Origin of the sequence: Acidovorax kalamii (assembly GCF_002245625.1) — a bacterium.
In the GTDB taxonomy this organism is placed as follows: domain Bacteria; phylum Pseudomonadota; class Gammaproteobacteria; order Burkholderiales; family Burkholderiaceae_C; genus Acidovorax; species Acidovorax kalamii.
Genome location: NZ_NOIG01000008.1, coordinates 87112 through 104210 on the forward strand (window position 1 = coordinate 87112; position 17099 = coordinate 104210).

The window sequence follows — 17099 nt, forward strand, 5'->3', positions numbered from 1 at the left end:
ATCGTCCCTTGCACCGGGTCAGTCGGCCCAGCGGGCGCGGACCTCTTGCAGCACGGGCAGCAGCGGCACAAACAACGGCACCAGGGCCGGGTCGAAGTGCTTGCCCGCCTGCGCCGTGATGTGGTCCATGGCCTCGTGCACGGGCCAGGGCTCCTTGTAGGGGCGGCGGGTGGTGAGGGCATCAAACACATCGGCAATGGCCACGATGCGTGCCGACAACGGGATGGCCTCGCCCGCCAGCCCCTGGGGGTAGCCGCTGCCGTCCCACTTTTCGTGGTGGGCCAGCGCAATCTCGCGCGCCAGCTGCAGCACCCCGGCGGGGTGTTCGCCAATGATCTCGGCGCCGATCTCGGGGTGGCGGCGCATGGTGGCCCATTCGTCGGCATCCAGCGGGCCGGGCTTGCGCAGCACGGCGTCGGGAATGCCGATCTTGCCCACGTCGTGCATGGGCGCGGCGTTGAGCAGGTCTTCGGCCCAGGCGGGGCTGCAGCCTGCGGCCAGCGCAAGCTGCTGGGCAAAGTGGCTCATGCGGATCACATGCATGCCGGTTTCGTTGTCTTTGTACTCGGCCGCGCGGCCCAGGCGCAACACGATCTGCAGGCGGGTTTCGCGCAGCTCGTCCAGCCGCACCAGCGACAGGTGGGTGCGCACCCGCGCGCGCACCACGGGCGGGCTGACGGGCTTGGTGATGTAGTCCACCGCGCCCGCATCGAACCCGGCGGTTTCGTCCTGGCTGTCGGTGAGCGCGGTGATGAAGATCACCGGGATGGCCGCCGTGGCCGCGTCGGCCTTGAGCAGGCGGCACACGGCATAGCCGTCCAGGTTCGGCATCATGATGTCGAGCAGGACCAGGTCGGGCCGCTGCTCGCGCGCCACCTGCAGCGCGCGTTCACCGTCGGTGGCAAACAGCAGGCGGTAGTCGGCCTGCAGGATATGGCGCAGCACCTGCAGGTTGGTGGGCTCGTCATCCACCAGCAGCAGGCGGGGCCGCAGGTCGGGGGCGGGGTTCATGCGGGGGTCTCCGTGGGCGCGTCGATCCAGTGCGTGCGCAGCTGCTGCAGCTGCGCCAGCGCCTGGTCGAAGTCAAAGGTGTCGATGGCCTCCTGCAACCGCTCCATGGCATCGGCGGGCAGCAGCTGCGCCAGTTCGTCCAGGGGCGGCTGGGCCAGTTCGGAGCGGGCCAGGGCCTGCTGCAGCGCCTGGGCCGCCGCAGCGGCCTGGGCACGCTGCGCGGGCGCCAGCGGCGCGTGCTGGCCCACACCGGGGGCCGGGGCGGCGGCGGCGTCCAGCTCCTGCGCCAGGGCCTGCTGCACGGCGTGCAGGGCTGCAGGCAGCGCGGCCACCAGCGAGCCCAGGGCGGTACGGTCCAGCGCATGGGCCGCTTCTTCGATGCGCTGGGCCAGCGTCTGCACGGGCGCCAGCGCCAGGTTGCCCGCCGCGCCGCGCAGGCGATGGACCAGGGCGCGGGCACCGTCCATGTCGTGCTGGGCCACCAGGGCCTGCAGCGCGGCGGGTGCGGTGTCGTATTCGCCCACAAACCGCGCAATCGCGTCGCGCAGCAGCGCGCGCTGGCCCCACAGGCGGGTGCCGCGCTCCCAGTCGATGGCGGTGTGCGCATGCGCCGTGGGCACCGGCACGGGGGCCAGGCTGGCCAGCGAGGACGCGGCCGTCAGCGCGCCCCAGCCCGATGTGGCGGGCTCGGGCTGCAGCTTGAGCACGCGGGCGATCTCGCGGAACAGGCGGGCGGGCTCCAGGGGTTTGCTGGCAAAACCGTCCATGCCCGCAGCGCGCGCGTTGCGCCGGTCCTGCTCCAGCACGCTGGCCGACAGCGCGATCACAGGCACGGGCTTGCGGCGCTGTTCCTGCTCAAACGCACGCATGCGGCGCGTGGCCTCCAGGCCGTCCAAACCGGGCATCTGCAGGTCCATCAGCACCAGGTCAAAGCGGCCTGACTGGAAGGCCGCCACGGCCTCTTCACCGTCGCGGGCGATGGTGGTGTGGTGGCGGCCCTTGTCCAGGTGGATCTGCAGCAGCTCGATGTTGGCGGGCACGTCGTCCACCGCCAGGATGCGCAAAGGCGGCAGCTTCACGGCATGGCCGGGGGTGGCCACGGCCTCGGTGGCCTGGCCCAGGGGCAGCGGCAGGCACACGGTGAAGGTGGTACCCACGCCCAGGGTGCTGCGCACGCTGATGTTGCCGCCCATCAGCTCGACCAGCTGGCGCGAGATGGTGGTGCCCAGGCCCGTGCCACCAAACTGCCGGGTGGTGGACGCATCGGCCTGCGCGAAGGGGTCGAAGATGCGGTCCAGGTGCTGGGCGGCGATGCCGATGCCGGTGTCTTCCACCTCCATCACCAAGGTGCCGTCCCGGTAATCCAGGCGCAGCAGCACATGGCCGCGCTGGGTGAACTTGAGCGCATTGCCCAGCAGGTTGAGCAGCACCTGCTGCAGCCGCAGCGCGTCGCCGCGCAGGTAGGGCGGCACCTGTTCGGTGGTGATGCATTGCAGCTCCAGCCGCTTCTTGGCGGCGTGGATGCGCAGCGAGGCCAGGATCTGGTCGCACACCTCGGGCAGGGAGAAGTCGGCGATCTCCAGCTCGACCGCGCCTTTTTCGAGCTTGGCCGTGTCCAGGATGTCGTTGAGCAGGCGCAGCATGGAGCGCGCCGAGTGCTGCACGGTGCCCAGGTGGCGGCGCTGCTGGGCGTCCATGGGGGTGTCGAGCAGGGCCTCGGTGAAGCCGATGATGGCGTTCATGGGCGTGCGGATCTCGTGGCTCATGTTGGCCAGGAAGGTGCTGCGCGCCGCAGCGGCCTGCTCGGCGCGGTCCTTGGCGGCGCGCAGCTCCTGCTCCATCGCGCGGCGCTGGCTCAGGTCGGTGGCAAATTTGACGACCTTGAACGGCCGGCCCTGCGCGTCGAAGATGGGGTTGTAGGTGGCCTGGATCCAGATGCGCCGCCCGCCCTTGCCCAGGCGCTGGTACTCGCCGCCTTCCAGCTTGCCATCGCGCAGTTGTTGCCAGAACGCGGCGTAGGCATCGCTCTGCGCATAGGCGGGCTCGCAGAACATGCGGTGGTGCTGGCCCACGATTTCGTCGAGCCGGTAGTCCATCAGCTCGCGGAAGTTGGCGTTGGCGGTGATCACATGGCCCTGCAGGTCGAACTCGGCCACAGCCAGTGCGCGGTCGATGGCGCGCACGGTGCTCTCGAACTCGGCGTTGCGTTCCTTGAAGACCGTCATGTCCATGATGACGCCGTCGATCCACTGCACCTCACCGTCCGGGCCCACCACGGGGCGCCCGCTTTCGGACACCCAGCGCATGCGGCCCTGGCGGTCCACCAGGCCAAACTCCACGTGGTAGGGGCGGCGCAGCGCAATGGCGGCCGAGACCTCGTTCCACAGGCGCGGCACCTCGTCGGGCACCGTGAGCTGCGTGAAGTTGATGCGGCCCTCCAGAAAGTCCTGCGGCGTCCAGCCCGTGAGCGCTGTCACGGCGTCGCTGACGAACAGCATGGTCCAGTCCGCGTCATGGCGGCAGCGAAAGCTCACGCCCGGGATGTTGCCCATCAGCGAACGCAGGCGCTGCTCGCTGTCGCGCAGCTCCTGCTCCATCGCGCGGTGCTGGCTCAGGTCGCCGATGAAACCCACAAACACCGGGTCGCCATCGAGCTGCACACGCCCCACCGAAATGCGGATGGGCACCGTGCTGCCGTCGCGCCGCAGGGCCAGCACCTCGCGGCTGCTGCCCCCCACCACCCCGCTGCCCTGCCCGGCCAGGTAGCGCTGCAGGTAGCCGTCGTGCCGCGAGCGGTCGGGCTCGGGCATGAGCATGGACAGGTTCTGCCCCAGCACCTCGGCGGCAGACCAGCCCAGGATGCGCTCGGCCGCCGCGTTGAACGACTGCACCACACCCCGGGCGTCGATCATCACGATGCCATCCACCGTGGTTTCGGCAATCGCGCGCAGCCGCGACTCGCTCTGGCGCACCTTCATGAACATCTGCCGGTAGCGCAGGCCAGCGTTGATGGCCACCACCAGCAGGCCGATGGCCACGGCCACCACCGCCACGGCCACGGCGAGCGAGGTGCTTTCGGCGGCAGCCAGCAGCTCCAGTTCGTCGGGTGCATCGGTGAACCTGAGCGCCGCCATGCCCGTGTAGTGCATGCCCGCAATCGCCAGGCCCATCACCGCCCCGGCCGCGCCATTCAGGTACAAGGCACGCCACTGCACCACACGCTCCAGCCCGAAGCGCACCCACAGCGCCACAATGGCCAGCAGCACCGCCACCAGCACCGAGGCCACAAACCCCCAGGGGTCGTAGCGCATCACGCTGGCCCACTGCGATGCCGCCATGCCGATGTAGTGCATGGCGCCAATGCCCGCGCCCACCAGCACACCGCCCACCACCAGGGCCATGCGGCCCACCGTGCGGCGCATCAACAGCCCCAGCGCGATCCACGACGCCAGCACGCTGGGCAGCATGGACACCACCGTGGTCACAGCATCGAACTGCCCGCGCGCGCACACGGCAAACGCCAGCATGCCGATGAAGTGCATGGCCCAGATGCCGCCGCCCAGCGCCAGCGCGCCCGAGCCCCGGGCCATCTGGCGCATGAAGCCGGTGTCTGCCCGCCGGGCCAGGGCCGCCATCTGCAGCGCCAGCACCGAGGCCAGCACCGCCATCAGCACCGACAGCGCCACCAGCCACGGGTCGTGCTGCGCCCACAGCAAGGGGTAGGCCGGCGCGTTGGAGAGAAGAAAGGAGTCCAGCATGAAGTTCGCCCATGGCAACCCGGTGGTTGCCATCATTTGTATCCCATTGTCACGCCCCGGCGCCTTCGGGACTCCCCGCCCCACCGGGCCGCCGGGCGGCAGAGATCAGGGGGCGCCAACGCGTCAGTGGGCCACCACCTTGCCCCATTCGCGCTCGTAGGTGTGCACCAGGGCCTGGTTGGACAGGCGGTTCACCTCGGCGGGCACCCGCGCCATGTCCAGCGGGAAGTCGAACAGCAGCGGCAGCGACGGCCGGCTCAGAAACCGCAGGCCGTCCGGCAGGGCCTCGGGCATGCGCCAGGGCCGGCGGCTGGCCACCACATAGCCCCATTCGCCAAAGCTGGGCACATGGGCGTGGTACGGCGCGGTTTGCAGGCCCACGGATTCCATGGTCTGCACCACCGTCCAGAAGCTCTGGCGCGCCACCAGCGGTGAGGTGGTCTGCACCACGGCATAGCCGCTGGCCGCCAGGCGCTTGTCCAGCAGCGCATAGAAGCTGTTGGTGTAGAGCTTGCCGATCGAGAAGTTGGTGGGGTCCGGAAAGTCCACCACGATCACATCAAAAGTGTCCGCACCTTGCTGCAGCCAGCCAAAGGCGTCGGTGTTGACGATCTTCACCTTGGGGTTCTGCAGCGCGTGGTCGTTCAGGCGCGCGAGCGCGGGGTTCTGGCTGAAGATCTGCGTCATGGCCGGGTCCAGCTCGACCAGGGTGACGGATTCCACCGAGGGGTACTTGAGCACTTCGCGCACGGCCATGCCGTCGCCACCGCCCAGCACGGCCACCCGCTTGGGCGCCCCGTGGGCCGCCATGGCGGGGTGCACCAGGGCCTCGTGGTAGCGGTACTCGTCGCTCTGCGAAAACTGCAGGTTGCCGTTGAGGTAGAGCCGATGCCCCGCGCGCCCCTGGGTCACCACGATGCGCTGGTAGGGCGATGCGGAGGTGAACACGATGCGGTCCTGGTAGAACTTGTCCTCGGCAAAACTCGTGATGTGCTCGGCCCCCGCCAGCGCGGCCAGCAGAATGCCCAGCACCATCACACAGGCCGCCAGATGGGCCTTGAGCCGCCGCAGCTCGTGCCGGAACAGCCACACCGCCCACAGCGCCACGGCCGCGTTCATCACGCCAAACAACAGCCCCGTGCGGATGAGCCCCAGGTGCGGCACCAGCAGCAACGGAAACGCCATCGACACCGCCAGCGCCCCCAGGTAGTCGAAAGTGAGCACCTGCGAGACCAGGTCCTTGAGCGCCACGTTGCGCTTGAGGATGCGCATGACCAGCGGAATCTCCAGCCCCACCAGCGTGCCCACCATGAGCACCATGCCGTACAGCAGAAACCGGAAGGCCCCTGGCGTGTAGGCATTGGCCAGAAACAGCGTGGCAGGCAACAGCCCACCGACCAGCGCGACCAGCAGCTCAATGCGCAAAAAATGCGCAGGCAGCTGCCGCTCAAAGTACCGCGACAGCCACGAGCCCACGCCCATGGCAAACAGGTAGGTGCCGATGATGGTGCTGAACTGCAGCACCGAGTCGCCCAGCACGTACGACGCAAGCGCCCCTGCCGCCAGCTCGTACAGCAGCCCGCAGGCGGCCACGACGAAGACGCTGATGAGCAGGGCGATTTCGATGGGGCGGGGGCCGGTGGCCTGTTCTCCCCCGTTTGCCGATGATGGTTGCACCATAGTCAGTCGAACATCACACTGAAGTGTCGCTGCAGGTCCTCAGTGCCGTGCTGCTCAATCAACCCGCCAGACGCCGCGCGACCACGTCGCTGGGCACACCGCGCCCATGGAACGCTATGCACCAACGGTTCCGCAACGGCCCGCTGGTGACTGACGAAATTGAAGGGATTCATGAATGGCGACGAATGAGGCTCAATCGAAATGAATGGGAATGAATGGGAATGAATGGGAATGAATGGGAATGAATGGGAATGAATGGGAATGAATGGGAATGAATGGGAATGAAAAATCACTGCAACCCATTGATTTCAAAAGCATTTCTCAAAACCCATTGGGGGAAAATCTACTTTGTTTGGGCTTATCCAGGTCTTTTAGGAAGCTTTGGGCGTCGAATGGGACGGCCAGTTGGTGCGGGTGGCTGCTCAGCGCCGACAGAAGCCAAGGCCCAGCGTGCCGCCTTGGTTTTTCCCCCAATATTCCGAATGCGCCCCTCCTTGGACATTTCCTTGAGCAGCGCTTTTACATATTCTTTGCGCTGCGCCAGCTCGGGAATCCATAGCTGCAACTTGGGGAGCAACAGGGCATCCACCTTGGCACGGGGCTGAGGTCCCAGCGCCAGCAACTTGCACAAGGCTGATTTGTAGTCGTCTACATCGGGGCGACGCTGGTTGAGGTACTCCACTTCTTGCCCGGTGGCCACGGCAACCCGTGCTGATATGTGCAGCTTCGGGCTGCGTCCCTCCACAAGCCCCGCTTCCCGCAACTCGGCTATCTGTGTGGTATCCAGCTTGCGCCCTTTCTGCAACCGGTCAAGCCAAAGTACATGTTCGATGGGCAGATCGGTGCGATCCATCAACCAGCGCGTGTAGTTGGCATCGATCTCCTGCCCGTGCACATTGAACACGGTGCGCAGGGGCGTCGAACCTTCGTAGTCTGGCAGCGGCAAAAAGCGCCTGCGCTGCGCTTGCACCATATCGTGGATGCCAAATCCCTGTTTGTCGATCATGCCCACCTCGACCATGGCTTTGGCCAGGCGTTCATTGCGATAGCGCTCCGGTGTGCGTTGGCCGCTGGCATAGTCATCAGGCTGGCCATCGAAAAATCCGCCAAGGTTGATCATCCGGACCATACCGGCGGACTCTTCCACCACAACCCGCCCGCATTGAGCGTAGTCCTGATGCGCAAGACAGTTGTGCAGACCCTCCAGCAACACCGTGTGGGTGTCATACCGTGGCAGGGTCACCGCCAGCAATTCATGGGCGGGGAACAGCTTGATATTGGGGTTTCGGATGTACTGCGCCACCTGGGTGGTCGTCAGCAAAAACGGTGGATGAAAAAGCTCTGCCACGCGCTCCGCCGCCACCTTCCAGGTGATCTCCACCGGATGTGGCGACAGCAGCGCCATCGCTCGCTCGGGCAAGCCCAGCAGCAACAGACAGGCCCGCGTGATCTGCCCATGGACAGTGAGACCGATCTTGTCCAGCAGCTTGGGCACAGGCCACTGCGGAATCTCACTGGCCCGCGGATCGCGTTGATGCTTTTCAAAATACTTGTCCCGGGCTTTAGCAACGGCGGCTGGCTCCAGATCGTCGAGGGTGGCGCCAGACACCACGGCCGCGCTCCAGTCCTCCCCCGCCAAGTGTTCCAGCAAAATCGCCCGACGTCGATCCTCACGCAGGATGGTCAGGCTATCGCCATCGCGCTGCCAAGCTTGGTCGTGCGCCAACACCAACTCACGCGGGCCATGGCGTGGGACATGCACCAACCACACCACGGCACCCGTGTCGCTGGCACGCAGTTCTTCTACCCGCAACCCCATGGACGGCAGCCCCGGCGTCTTGCCCAGCACGCGATGGACCACGTTCTCCACCGTGTAGTCAGCAAAATCCTGAATGCCGGTTACTGCGAGGGTTTTGTCCTGCACGCCAATGACGACGCAACCACCGTCCATGTTGGCCAAAGCCGAGACATAAGACACCAGATCGTCACCTTTGCGACCTGAGATGTTGGATTTGAGGCTTCGCCATTCCTTCCACTCATAGCGCTCATCCTCTTTGGGAAAGCGTGCACGCAGCCAGGTTTGCAGTTCACGCGCGGTCGAATCGGCTGTAGACATGTCAGCGCGCTTTCACTTCATGCAGAAAAGACACGGACATCAGATACACCCACCCAAGGGTCAGGCGCCGCAGCATTTCTTGAACTTTTTGCCGCTGCCGCAGGGGCAGGGGCCGTTACGGCCGACCTTGGGGGTGTCGCGCACGATGGGCAATGTGGCGGGATACGCGGAGCCGGAGCCGTGGGTGCGCCGGTAGCCCTGCCACCAGTCTCGCAAGGCATACACCGAGACGATGAGTGAGGGCAAGAGCTCTTTGCCTTCGGCTTCGAGCTGAAAATCAAGTCGATCCGGGTTGTAGCCCATGGAGTACAGCACCATAGGCCCGAGCAGGTGGATGCTGTCAGGGTCTGCTGTCAGTGGCTCCCAGTCGTCATCGGCGGCTATAGCCAGCCGAAAGCCTTCGGCCCAGTATTTCAGCTCCCACTCTCCCACACGCTCGCCGTTGGCGTTGAGCTGGTAGGGGGTGATGCAGTCGCTCTCTTGCAGCTCGGACGACAGCGGTGTGTAGAGGGCCTCCAAGGAGACTTCGGCGGGACGTATCGCCAGGGCCGCCTGGATGTCTGCGTAGCGGTGCAGCAGCAACTGCAGCAGGCGCTGCTGACGCACGGGATCGTGCGGCAGGGGCAGTGAGGGCTGGGCAAAGATGTCTTCCAGCCAATCGTGCACAGGCAGCGGGGACGGGCCCACGGCGATGGCGGTCAGGTAGCCATCGGCCATGTCGATGCTCATGGCGTCTTCGCCTAGCGACGGGTCGGCCATCAGCGCGAACAGCTCTTCGGTTTCAGCGTCGCTGAGGCGGGGCAGGGTGTCCCGCGGGCGATTGTGGAGCATGTTCCACGAGAAAAATTCGTTCATGGGCTTGGGGGTGTGATGCGGCGCGGGGGCGTGGCGTTGCGTACCGCGTGGGTGCCGCGACGCGGTGGCTGCGCTGCAACTGGCGTACCGCGCCCGGATTTTCACACGGGTGCGGTACCATGCCCGCCGCACCAGCCAGGGTCTTCAGTGAATCGCCGCCGCCACGATGATGCTGATGCCCAGGCACATCGCGGCCACCACCAGGGCCAGGGCCTGGTTCTGTTTTTCGACAATTTCGCGCCACAGGTCGTAGGGCGTGATCTTGTCCACGATGACAAAACACAGCCAGAAGATGATGACGCCAATGATGGCGTAGAGGATGGACCCGAGAAATGCTGCGGGTTTGAGCCATTCGAATCCCATCATGGTGTGATCTCCTTGAAACGTGGTGTCAGTGACAGTGGCTGGTGAACGGTGGACAAGCAGATACGCCGCACTACTTGTGGCTGCCGCCCGACGAATATCCGCCATACGAGCCCCCCGAGCTGCGGTAGCTGGAGGACGAGGAACAGTTTTCGACCCGGGGATCGCAGCTGGAGCAGCGGCTCAGCAAGATGAGCAGGATCAGGATCACGACCGCGAGCAGTATGATGGTGCCGCAGCCCAGGCCCGACTTGGCCACAAAAGGCCCCGGGTCATCGCGCTGCAGCACGTCCTTCTTGTCTTCGAGCTTGAAGGCCTTGGCCACGGTGTCGCTGGAAATCTTGTCGCCCGCAGACCAGGTGATCTCGTTCGGGCTCTGCTCCATCGACAGCAGACCCTTGCTGCTGGCGAAGTCGCGGTTGGTGGTCTTCTGCCCGCGCGTGACCTGCCAGTAGAACTCGCCCAGCACGTAGGTGGTCTCGGCCTCGTAGGTGTACTTGAGGTCGTACTTGGTGCCCATGTACGTGGCCGAGCGGCCCGTGGCCGCCATCTGCGGCGCGCCGGTGGTGGGGCGCACCATGCTCCAGCCTTCTTCGGAATCGACCAGGAACGCAAAACCGCGCTTCTGGTTGTACAGCAGGTACTCGCTCCAGCCAAAGTGTTCGTCGTCGCCGGGCTCCACGCCCATGCGGTGCTGAAAGCCCACCACCTGCCAGTGCACGCCCTGAAGCTGCCCCTTGCTGCCCAGCGGGATGAGGGGCTGCACAGGCTCATCCTGCTCGGCCGAACGCAGCTCGCCACCCACGCCGCTGTCCAGGCTGATGATGCTGGCGCATGAGCCGCAGGTGATGCTCTTGGAGGTGGACAGCTGTACCTGCACCGGCGCACCGCAGTGCGGGCAGCTGAACTGGCGGCCTTTTTCGTGCTTGGCCGATTCGTCCTTGAGGCCCTGCAGCTGCAGGTCTTCGAGCAGCACGGCACGGCCGCGCTCGACGTTGGGCGGGGTGTGGCCGTAGTCGATGCTGACCACTTCGCCGTCGCTGCTCCGCAGCTCCACCATGCCAAAGGGCTGGCCCAGCGGTGGCAGCTTGGGCAGCTCGCCCTGGGCCGAAATCAGCTGCGCCTGGCCGGTGTAGGCCACGCTGTAGGGTTTGCCGTTGATGGCCGTGGTGGTGCCGATACGGAAGCGCTCGGGCGCGGGCATCTCGCGGCCGGGGTCGATGGGCCGGGTGAAGACGTAGGCGCCGTTGTCCTCGCCCAGCGTGGCCAGGGTGCCGTCGCTCAGGAAGGCGGCCCATTCGGTCCACACGCCCGCGTCGCCCTTGTACTGCAGGCGGCCGATGAGGGTGAAGGGCACATTCTTGCCATCGAGCTGGATGCGCCCGCTGGCCATGAGCTGCAGCGGGCTGTGGTCGTCGAACAGCTCGGCCATCTTGCCCAGGCGCGTGAGCACCTCGCCACTGCGCACGACCGTGCTCTGGCAGTAGCCACACACGGCGTGCGTGGACTGCGCGCTCTTGAACTCCACCGGCGCGCCGCAGCCGGGGCAGGGCGCGCGGTAGTAGCGCTGGGTGGGGTCGGTGGCCATCGTCTGGAGTGTCCTGCCTGCGCCGCATCACGCGGCTTTGGAGCTTTTTAGGCCCCTTGCGCGCGTCCCTCCTGCGAAGACAGCTATATTTATGATAGCAATTGAGTCAAAAGGTGTGGCACACCTTCTAGACCAGCTTCTTGAGCAGCTCGGCCTTCTTGGTGTCGAACTCTTCCTGCGTAAGGATGCCCTTGGACTTGAGGTCGCCCAGCTTTTCGAGCGTGGCCATCACTTCTTCGGGCTTCACGCCCACCGGAGCAGCTGCAGTCTGCGCTGCTGCCGGGGCCACGGGGGCCTGCAGGCCTTGCTGCAGGTTCTGCGCCAGCACCTGGCCCAGCGCCACGCCCGCACCCAGGCCCATGGCGTCGCCCGCAATGCCGCCACCGCCACCGCTGGCTTCGGCAAACTTGGGGATGGCCTGCGCCGTCTGGTACTGCATGAACTTGGCCATGTCGTTGCCCACCATGCCCATGCCGATCTTCTGGTCGAGGATCTTCTGCAGCTCTTCGGGCAGCGAGACGTTCTGCACCGTGAGGGACTCGATCAGGATGCCCAGCTTGGCGAAGATGGGCGCGAGTTCCTTGGTCAGCGCGTCGGCAAACATGACCTGGTTAGCCGCCAGGTCCAGGAACGGCAGGCCGCTGCCCGCAATCGCGTTGCTGATGTTCTGCAGCACCAGGCCACGCAGCTGGCCTTCCAGGTCGGCCACGGGGTAGGACTCGCGCGTGCCCGATATCTCGGTGTGGAACAGCTTGGGGTCAGCGATGCGGAAGGCGTAGTTGCCGAACGCGCGCAGGCGCACCGCGCCAAAGTCCTTGTCGCGGATCGTGATGGGCTGGGGCGTGCCCCATTTCTGGTCGATCTGCTGGCGCGTGCTGAAGAAGTACACATCGCTCTTGAAGGGGGACTCAAAGAGCTTGTCCCAGTTCTTGAGGTACGTGAGCACCGGCAGCGTCTGCGTGGTGAGCTTGTAGGTGCCGGGGCCAAACACGTCGGCCACCTGGCCTTCGTTCACGAAGATGGCCATCTGCGACTCGCGCACCACCAGCGTGCCGCCGTTCTGGATTTCCATGCCCGCCATGGGGAAGCGCCAGGCCAGCGTGCCGTCCCCCTCTTCGGTCCACTGAATGATGTCAATGAACTGTTTCTTGATGAAGTCCATGAGGGCCATGTGTGCTCCCAAAGCAAAAGAGGGGTTGAAAAGAGCGGCCATCATAGCAACGGGGGCGAGGGCCTGATCGCACTATTTTTGCCCCCTTGTGTGAACCAGTTCACACCCACCAGCCCTGTGTTTGCGATAGGCGCTGCGGGGCACTCGATCACCGCAGCTTGATAGCGACTATCTCCGCTTTAGCAATGATCAATTGGCTTTTGCTATTGCGAATCACTACCATTTCTCCATCGCTGCACATCCCCCCGCAGCCTGCAGAACAAGGAGCCCGCCATGTCCCACATCCGCCGCGCCGCCCGCCAGAACAAGACCATGCTGATGAAGACCGGCAGCTACTACCTCATCCACATCGGCGTGGCAGCGATGGTGGCCTATGCCGTCACGGGCAACCTGTGGGCCTCGCTCACGCTGAGCCTGCTGGAGCCCACGGTGCAGGCCGTGGCCTTCTTCTTCCACGAGAAGGCCTGGGACCGGGTGGCGCGGCGCGATGCCAGCGGTGGCAATACCCCAACCGCCGCCAGCCCGGCCACGATGCAGGCCGCTTGATTGAACCCTCACCCGAAGGAGCCCACCATGTACAGCATCCCTCTGCGCAGCCGCACCAGCACGGGGCTGGCCTTCCAGCGCTGGCTGGTGCACCGGCTGGCTAGTTTGGCATCGGCCGGTTGACCCGCCGAACGCCCTCCAGGGCCAGAAGCAACAATGCCCCGACCAGCGGGGCATTGCATGGGGGACCTGGACGAAGGCTTGCTGCGAATCAGGCCTTCACATCCAGCAGCGAACCCATCATCTCGTCCTGCGTCTTGATGGTCTGCAGGTTGGCCTTGAAGGCGTAGGTGGCCGACATCTGCTCCACCGCCTCTTTCTCCAGTGCCACGCCTTCCGCCTCTTGCTGGCGCTGCACCGTGGCGCGCACACCGGCGCTGTCGGCGGCTTCTTCCTGCGCCACCACCTGGCGGCGGTAGTTGGGCGTGTTCATGTTGGCCACGTTGTTGGCCGAGGCGTCCAGCCGCAACTGGGCGGCCTGCAGGCCTGAACTGCCAATCGAAGAAATGGTTGCCATGGTTATGCCCCGCAAAAAAGCGCCAATGCCAGTGAGACCAGCAAAACCCGAATTGTCCGCCTGCACCGCTGCGCAGGCAAGCCGGGGCGATCAACCATGCGCCTGCAGCAGGCATTGCGCAAACGCCTGCGCCGCACGCGGCGGCTGGGGCGACTTGCGCAGCACGCTCACGAACTGGCAGCGGTAATGGAACTGCGTGGGCGACACCGCCTGCATGAGCCCCTGGCGCTCGAAACCCTCAGCATAGTGGTCGGGCAAAAAACCCAGGTAGCGGCCCGACAGGATCAGCGTGGCGATCGACTCCTGATCGAACCCCGTGGCCTTGCGCGGCAGGCGGGTACTGTGGCTCAGCTCCATGTTGGGGGAGTGGTAGCCCAGGCCCGCAAACTGGTAGGCGCGCAGTGATTCCCAGGTGAGCGCGACGTGGTCTCCGCCAAACAGCGGGTGGCGCGCGCCGCAGTACAGCAGCATGGTTTCGGCGAACAGGTCGGCATAGACCAGGCTTTGTGACGTGCGGTGCGCCGGGATGATGCCCACATGGAAGCTGCCGTCGATGAGCCCGCGCTCGATGGCCGGGATGGACGCGACGTGCATCTGCAGGCTTACCTCCGGCGCCTGGCTGGCAAACAGCGCAATCGCATCGCCGATGTGCGCAGCGGGGTTGCTGGCGGTCTTGTCGAACACCGCCACCTCCAGCCGCCCGCCCATGCGCCGGTGGATGTCGTCGATGCTGCTGCGGAAGCCGTCCACGGCGGACAGCAGGCGCAGGGTTTCGTCGTACACGCGCTGGCCCTCGGCCGTGAGCGCAAACCCGGCCCGGCCCCGGCGGCACAGCGTGAGGCCCAGACGGGTTTCCAGGTCCTTCATGTGGCGGCTCACAGTGCTGGTGCCGATGTTCAGCTCCAGCTCGGCGGCCGACATGCCACCGCACTCGACCACGGCCTTGAACACCTGCAAAAGGCGCAGGTCCATGTCGCTGAGCTGGCCCAGTACGGCGCGGTGTTTGGGGGAAGGGTGGAGCAGAGGTGTTTTTACTTGCATAAACCGTCAAGTAAACATTGATATTGGAGTATTGGAGAGATTAACAGGCAGCGCAACAATGCTTTAGAACCTGTTCAAAGTCTTTTCGGGGGCGCACAAGTACCTTGCCGGGATGGGATGCAAGGCGCAGTGCGCAGTGGATAGCCCGGCTATCCACAAGCGCCGCAACGCCGCAGACCGCCCGGCAAGGCACTTGCCCGAAGGGTTGGAGTGAAATCGGGCGATTGAATGCTCCGGCTGCTTGCATGGGCACGAGCCCATGCGGCGCATCCGAAACATCCACTCATCCCGATTGCACTCCAATGCGATCCCCGAAAAGACTTTGAACAGGTTCTAACGTCAACCCCCAGGCCGCTGGGGTTGTCTGCCTTTTTTCGCCGCCTTTGCACTGGAGAACCCCATGAGCTTCGTCAACATCGAAAAACCCGCCGCCGGTGCCGAAGGCCCCCGCATGGACGCCGAGTGGCTGGACGCGCACTGGATGCCCTACACCGGCAACCGCCAGTTCAAGGCCAACCCGCGCATGATCGTGGAGGGCAGCGGCGCCTACTACACCGACTCCGAAGGCCGCAAGATTTTTGACGGCCTCTCGGGCCTGTGGTGCGCGGGCCTAGGCCATGGCCGCCGCGAGATCGCCGAGGCCATCGGCAAGCAGGCGATGAAGCTCGATTACGCGCCCGCCTTCCAGTTTGGCCACCCGCTGTCGTTCGAGCTGGCCAACCGCGTGAAGGAACTGACGCCTGCAGGGCTGGACTATGTGTTCTTCACCGGCTCGGGCTCCGAGTCGGCCGATACGTCGCTGAAGATGGCCCGCGCCTACTGGCGCGCCAAGGGCCAGGGCACCAAGACGCGCCTGATCGGCCGCGAAAAGGGCTACCACGGCGTGAACTTTGGCGGCATCTCGGTGGGCGGCATCGTGGCCAACCGCAAGCTGTTTGGCCAGGGCGTGGAGGCCGACCACCTGCCCCACACCCAGCCGCCCGCGGGCTCGTTCCACAAGGGCATGCCGCCCACGGGCAAGGAGCTGGCCGACCGCCTGCTGGAAGTGATTGCGCTGCACGATGCATCGAACATTGCGGCCGTCATCGTCGAGCCCTTCTCGGGCTCCGCCGGTGTGGTGATCCCGCCGGTGGGCTACCTGCAGCGCCTGCGCGAGATCTGCACACAAAACAACATCTTGCTGATTTTTGACGAAGTGATCAGCGGTTTTGGCCGCAGCGGCGCCTGGACGGGTGCCGAGGCCTTTGGCGTGACGCCCGACATCCTGAACTTTGCGAAGCAAGTCACCAACGGCGCGCAGCCGTTGGGCGGCGTGGTGGCCACCAAAGAGATCTACGACACGTTCATGGCCGCAGGCGGCCCTGAGTACATGCTGGAGTTTCCGCACGGCTACACCTACTCGGCCCACCCCGTGGCCTGCGCGGCGGGCATTGCGGCGCTCGACATCCTGCAAAAGGAAGACATGATCGGCCGCGTGAAGGCGCTGGCGCCGTACTTTGAGCAGGCCGTGCACAGCCTCAAGGGCGCCAAGCATGTGGCCGACATCCGCAACTTTGGCCTGGCCGCTGGCTTCACGATTGCAGCGCTGCCCGGCGAGCCTGCCCGCCGCCCCTACGAGATTGCGATGAACTGCTGGAAGAAAGGCTTTTACGTGCGCTACGGTGGCGACACCATCCAGCTGGCACCGCCATTCATCAGCACCCAGGCCGAAATCGACCGCCTGATCAGCGCCCTGGGCGACGCCCTGCACGAGACGGCTTAAGGCAAAAGCCCGACCGGCCCATGCGCATTTCCATCCTCACTTTCGACGCCTTCAACGACCTCGACTCGCTCGTGGCGTTTGGCATGCTCAGCCGCATCGCACTGCTGGGCGACACGGACTGGCAGGTGCGCATTGCGAGCCCCACGCCGCGCGTCACGTCCATGAACGGCCTCACCATCGACGCGCATGAAGACCTGAGCCGGTTGGCCCAGGCCGACGCGGTGCTGGTGGGCAGCGGCATGAAGACGCGTGAGGTGGCCAACACCCCGGCGCTGATGGAGCAGCTGCGTGCGTTGAACCCTGAACGCCAGTTGCTGGCGGCGCAGTGCTCGGGCACCTTTTTGCTGAGCCGCCTGGGCCTGCTCAACGGCACGCCGGCCTGCACAGACCTGACCAGCAAACCGTGGGTGGTGGAGTCGGGTGTGGACGTGGTGCCGCGCGCCTTCACCGCCCGTGGCAACGTGGCCACGGCGGGCGGGTGCCTGGCGTCGCAGTATCTGGTGGCGTGGCTGGTTGCACGTCTGAAGGGGCTGGACGCCGCGCGCGAGGTGCTGCACTACTTTGCGCCCGTGGGCGAAAAGCAGGAGTTCATCGACCGCGCGCTGTCCCATGTGGTGCCCACACTGGAACTCCAGGCGGCGGCACAGGCTGCATAGTCACTCATTTTTTTATAGCTGCTTGCGCATACTGG

General features: G+C 65.4%; 13 protein-coding genes. 3 read left to right on the forward strand and 10 right to left on the reverse strand.

Features of this window, described 5'->3' with window-relative positions; all coding sequences use genetic code 11:
* Positions 1 to 18: 18 nt before the first annotated feature.
* The 8 genes from CBY09_RS11795 to CBY09_RS11830 all read right to left on the reverse strand — a co-directional run bounded on the left by CBY09_RS11795 (position 19) and on the right by CBY09_RS11830 (position 12542).
* Positions 19 to 1011 (reverse strand): response regulator, encoded by a 993-nt coding sequence (locus CBY09_RS11795; protein ID WP_094289754.1) that lies wholly within the window; start codon positions 1009 to 1011, stop codon positions 19 to 21.
* On the reverse strand, positions 1008 to 4805 hold the full coding sequence (locus CBY09_RS11800; protein ID WP_240515696.1) for a PAS domain S-box protein: 3798 nt from the start codon (positions 4803 to 4805) through the stop codon (positions 1008 to 1010). The genes CBY09_RS11795 and CBY09_RS11800 overlap by 4 nt, the downstream gene beginning before the upstream one ends.
* 87 nt (positions 4806 to 4892) lie before the next feature.
* The gene (locus tag CBY09_RS11805; RefSeq protein ID WP_094289758.1) at positions 4893 to 6449 is read right to left on the reverse strand and encodes a polyamine aminopropyltransferase; all 1557 of its coding nucleotides are present in this window, start codon (positions 6447 to 6449) and stop codon (positions 4893 to 4895) included.
* A 358-nt stretch (positions 6450 to 6807) separates the two neighbouring features.
* Complete coding sequence (locus tag CBY09_RS11810; protein ID WP_094289760.1) at positions 6808 to 8565, reverse strand: RNA-binding domain-containing protein; 1758 nt, start codon at positions 8563 to 8565, stop codon at positions 6808 to 6810.
* Between the two features lie 60 nt (positions 8566 to 8625).
* Complete coding sequence (locus tag CBY09_RS11815; RefSeq protein WP_094290190.1) at positions 8626 to 9420, reverse strand: UPF0149 family protein; 795 nt, start codon at positions 9418 to 9420, stop codon at positions 8626 to 8628.
* Between the two features lie 144 nt (positions 9421 to 9564).
* Complete coding sequence (locus tag CBY09_RS11820) at positions 9565 to 9783, reverse strand: DUF350 domain-containing protein (protein ID WP_199865996.1); 219 nt, start codon at positions 9781 to 9783, stop codon at positions 9565 to 9567.
* Positions 9784 to 9856: 73 nt separating this feature from the next.
* Positions 9857 to 11371, reverse strand: coding sequence for a DUF4178 domain-containing protein (locus CBY09_RS11825; RefSeq protein WP_094289762.1), 1515 nt, complete (start codon positions 11369 to 11371; stop codon positions 9857 to 9859).
* A gap of 127 nt (positions 11372 to 11498) precedes the next feature.
* Positions 11499 to 12542 carry an SPFH domain-containing protein gene (locus CBY09_RS11830; protein ID WP_094289764.1) on the reverse strand — a complete coding sequence of 348 codons (1044 nt, stop codon included), beginning with the start codon at positions 12540 to 12542 and terminating at the stop codon, positions 11499 to 11501.
* Between the two features lie 273 nt (positions 12543 to 12815).
* On the opposite strand from CBY09_RS11830, the gene CBY09_RS11835 reads away from it, so the two are divergent.
* A complete protein-coding gene (locus tag CBY09_RS11835; protein ID WP_094289765.1) occupies positions 12816 to 13088 on the forward strand; it encodes a DUF2061 domain-containing protein in 273 nt (90 codons plus the stop codon).
* A gap of 211 nt (positions 13089 to 13299) precedes the next feature.
* Here the strand turns inward: CBY09_RS11835 and CBY09_RS11840 are convergent, their stop codons facing one another.
* On the reverse strand, positions 13300 to 13605 hold the full coding sequence (locus CBY09_RS11840; protein ID WP_063461580.1) for a flagellar basal body protein: 306 nt from the start codon (positions 13603 to 13605) through the stop codon (positions 13300 to 13302).
* A 90-nt stretch (positions 13606 to 13695) separates the two neighbouring features.
* Positions 13696 to 14646, reverse strand: a complete 951-nt coding sequence (locus CBY09_RS11845) for a LysR family transcriptional regulator (RefSeq protein WP_094289767.1) — start codon at positions 14644 to 14646, stop codon at positions 13696 to 13698.
* A gap of 400 nt (positions 14647 to 15046) precedes the next feature.
* Between CBY09_RS11845 and aptA the strand changes: the two genes are divergently transcribed.
* Positions 15047 to 16408 (forward strand): omega-aminotransferase AptA, encoded by a 1362-nt coding sequence (gene aptA / locus CBY09_RS11855; protein ID WP_094289771.1) that lies wholly within the window; start codon positions 15047 to 15049, stop codon positions 16406 to 16408.
* A 20-nt stretch (positions 16409 to 16428) separates the two neighbouring features.
* A complete protein-coding gene (locus CBY09_RS11860; protein WP_094289773.1) occupies positions 16429 to 17064 on the forward strand; it encodes a DJ-1/PfpI family protein in 636 nt (211 codons plus the stop codon).
* Positions 17065 to 17099: the final 35 nt, after the last annotated feature.

Bases quoted from the DNA above. Each gene is read 5' to 3' on its own strand.
- CBY09_RS11830 (WP_094289764.1), bottom strand. From the start codon at position 12,542: ATGGCCCTCATGGACTTCATCAAGAAACAGTTCATTGACATCATTCAG.
- CBY09_RS11845 (WP_094289767.1), bottom strand. From the start codon at position 14,646: ATGCAAGTAAAAACACCTCTGCTCCACCCTTCCCCCAAACACCGCGCC.
- CBY09_RS11840 (WP_063461580.1), bottom strand. From the start codon at position 13,605: ATGGCAACCATTTCTTCGATTGGCAGTTCAGGCCTGCAGGCCGCCCAG.
- CBY09_RS11805 (WP_094289758.1), bottom strand. From the start codon at position 6,449: ATGGTGCAACCATCATCGGCAAACGGGGGAGAACAGGCCACCGGCCCC.
- CBY09_RS11815 (WP_094290190.1), bottom strand. From the start codon at position 9,420: ATGAACGAATTTTTCTCGTGGAACATGCTCCACAATCGCCCGCGGGAC.
- CBY09_RS11795 (WP_094289754.1), bottom strand. From the start codon at position 1,011: ATGAACCCCGCCCCCGACCTGCGGCCCCGCCTGCTGCTGGTGGATGAC.
- CBY09_RS11860 (WP_094289773.1), top strand. From the start codon at position 16,429: ATGCGCATTTCCATCCTCACTTTCGACGCCTTCAACGACCTCGACTCG.
- CBY09_RS11810 (WP_094289760.1), bottom strand. From the start codon at position 8,565: ATGTCTACAGCCGATTCGACCGCGCGTGAACTGCAAACCTGGCTGCGT.
- aptA (WP_094289771.1), top strand. From the start codon at position 15,047: ATGAGCTTCGTCAACATCGAAAAACCCGCCGCCGGTGCCGAAGGCCCC.
- CBY09_RS11820 (WP_199865996.1), bottom strand. From the start codon at position 9,783: ATGGGATTCGAATGGCTCAAACCCGCAGCATTTCTCGGGTCCATCCTC.
- CBY09_RS11835 (WP_094289765.1), top strand. From the start codon at position 12,816: ATGTCCCACATCCGCCGCGCCGCCCGCCAGAACAAGACCATGCTGATG.
- CBY09_RS11800 (WP_240515696.1), bottom strand. From the start codon at position 4,805: ATGATGGCAACCACCGGGTTGCCATGGGCGAACTTCATGCTGGACTCC.
- CBY09_RS11825 (WP_094289762.1), bottom strand. From the start codon at position 11,371: ATGGCCACCGACCCCACCCAGCGCTACTACCGCGCGCCCTGCCCCGGC.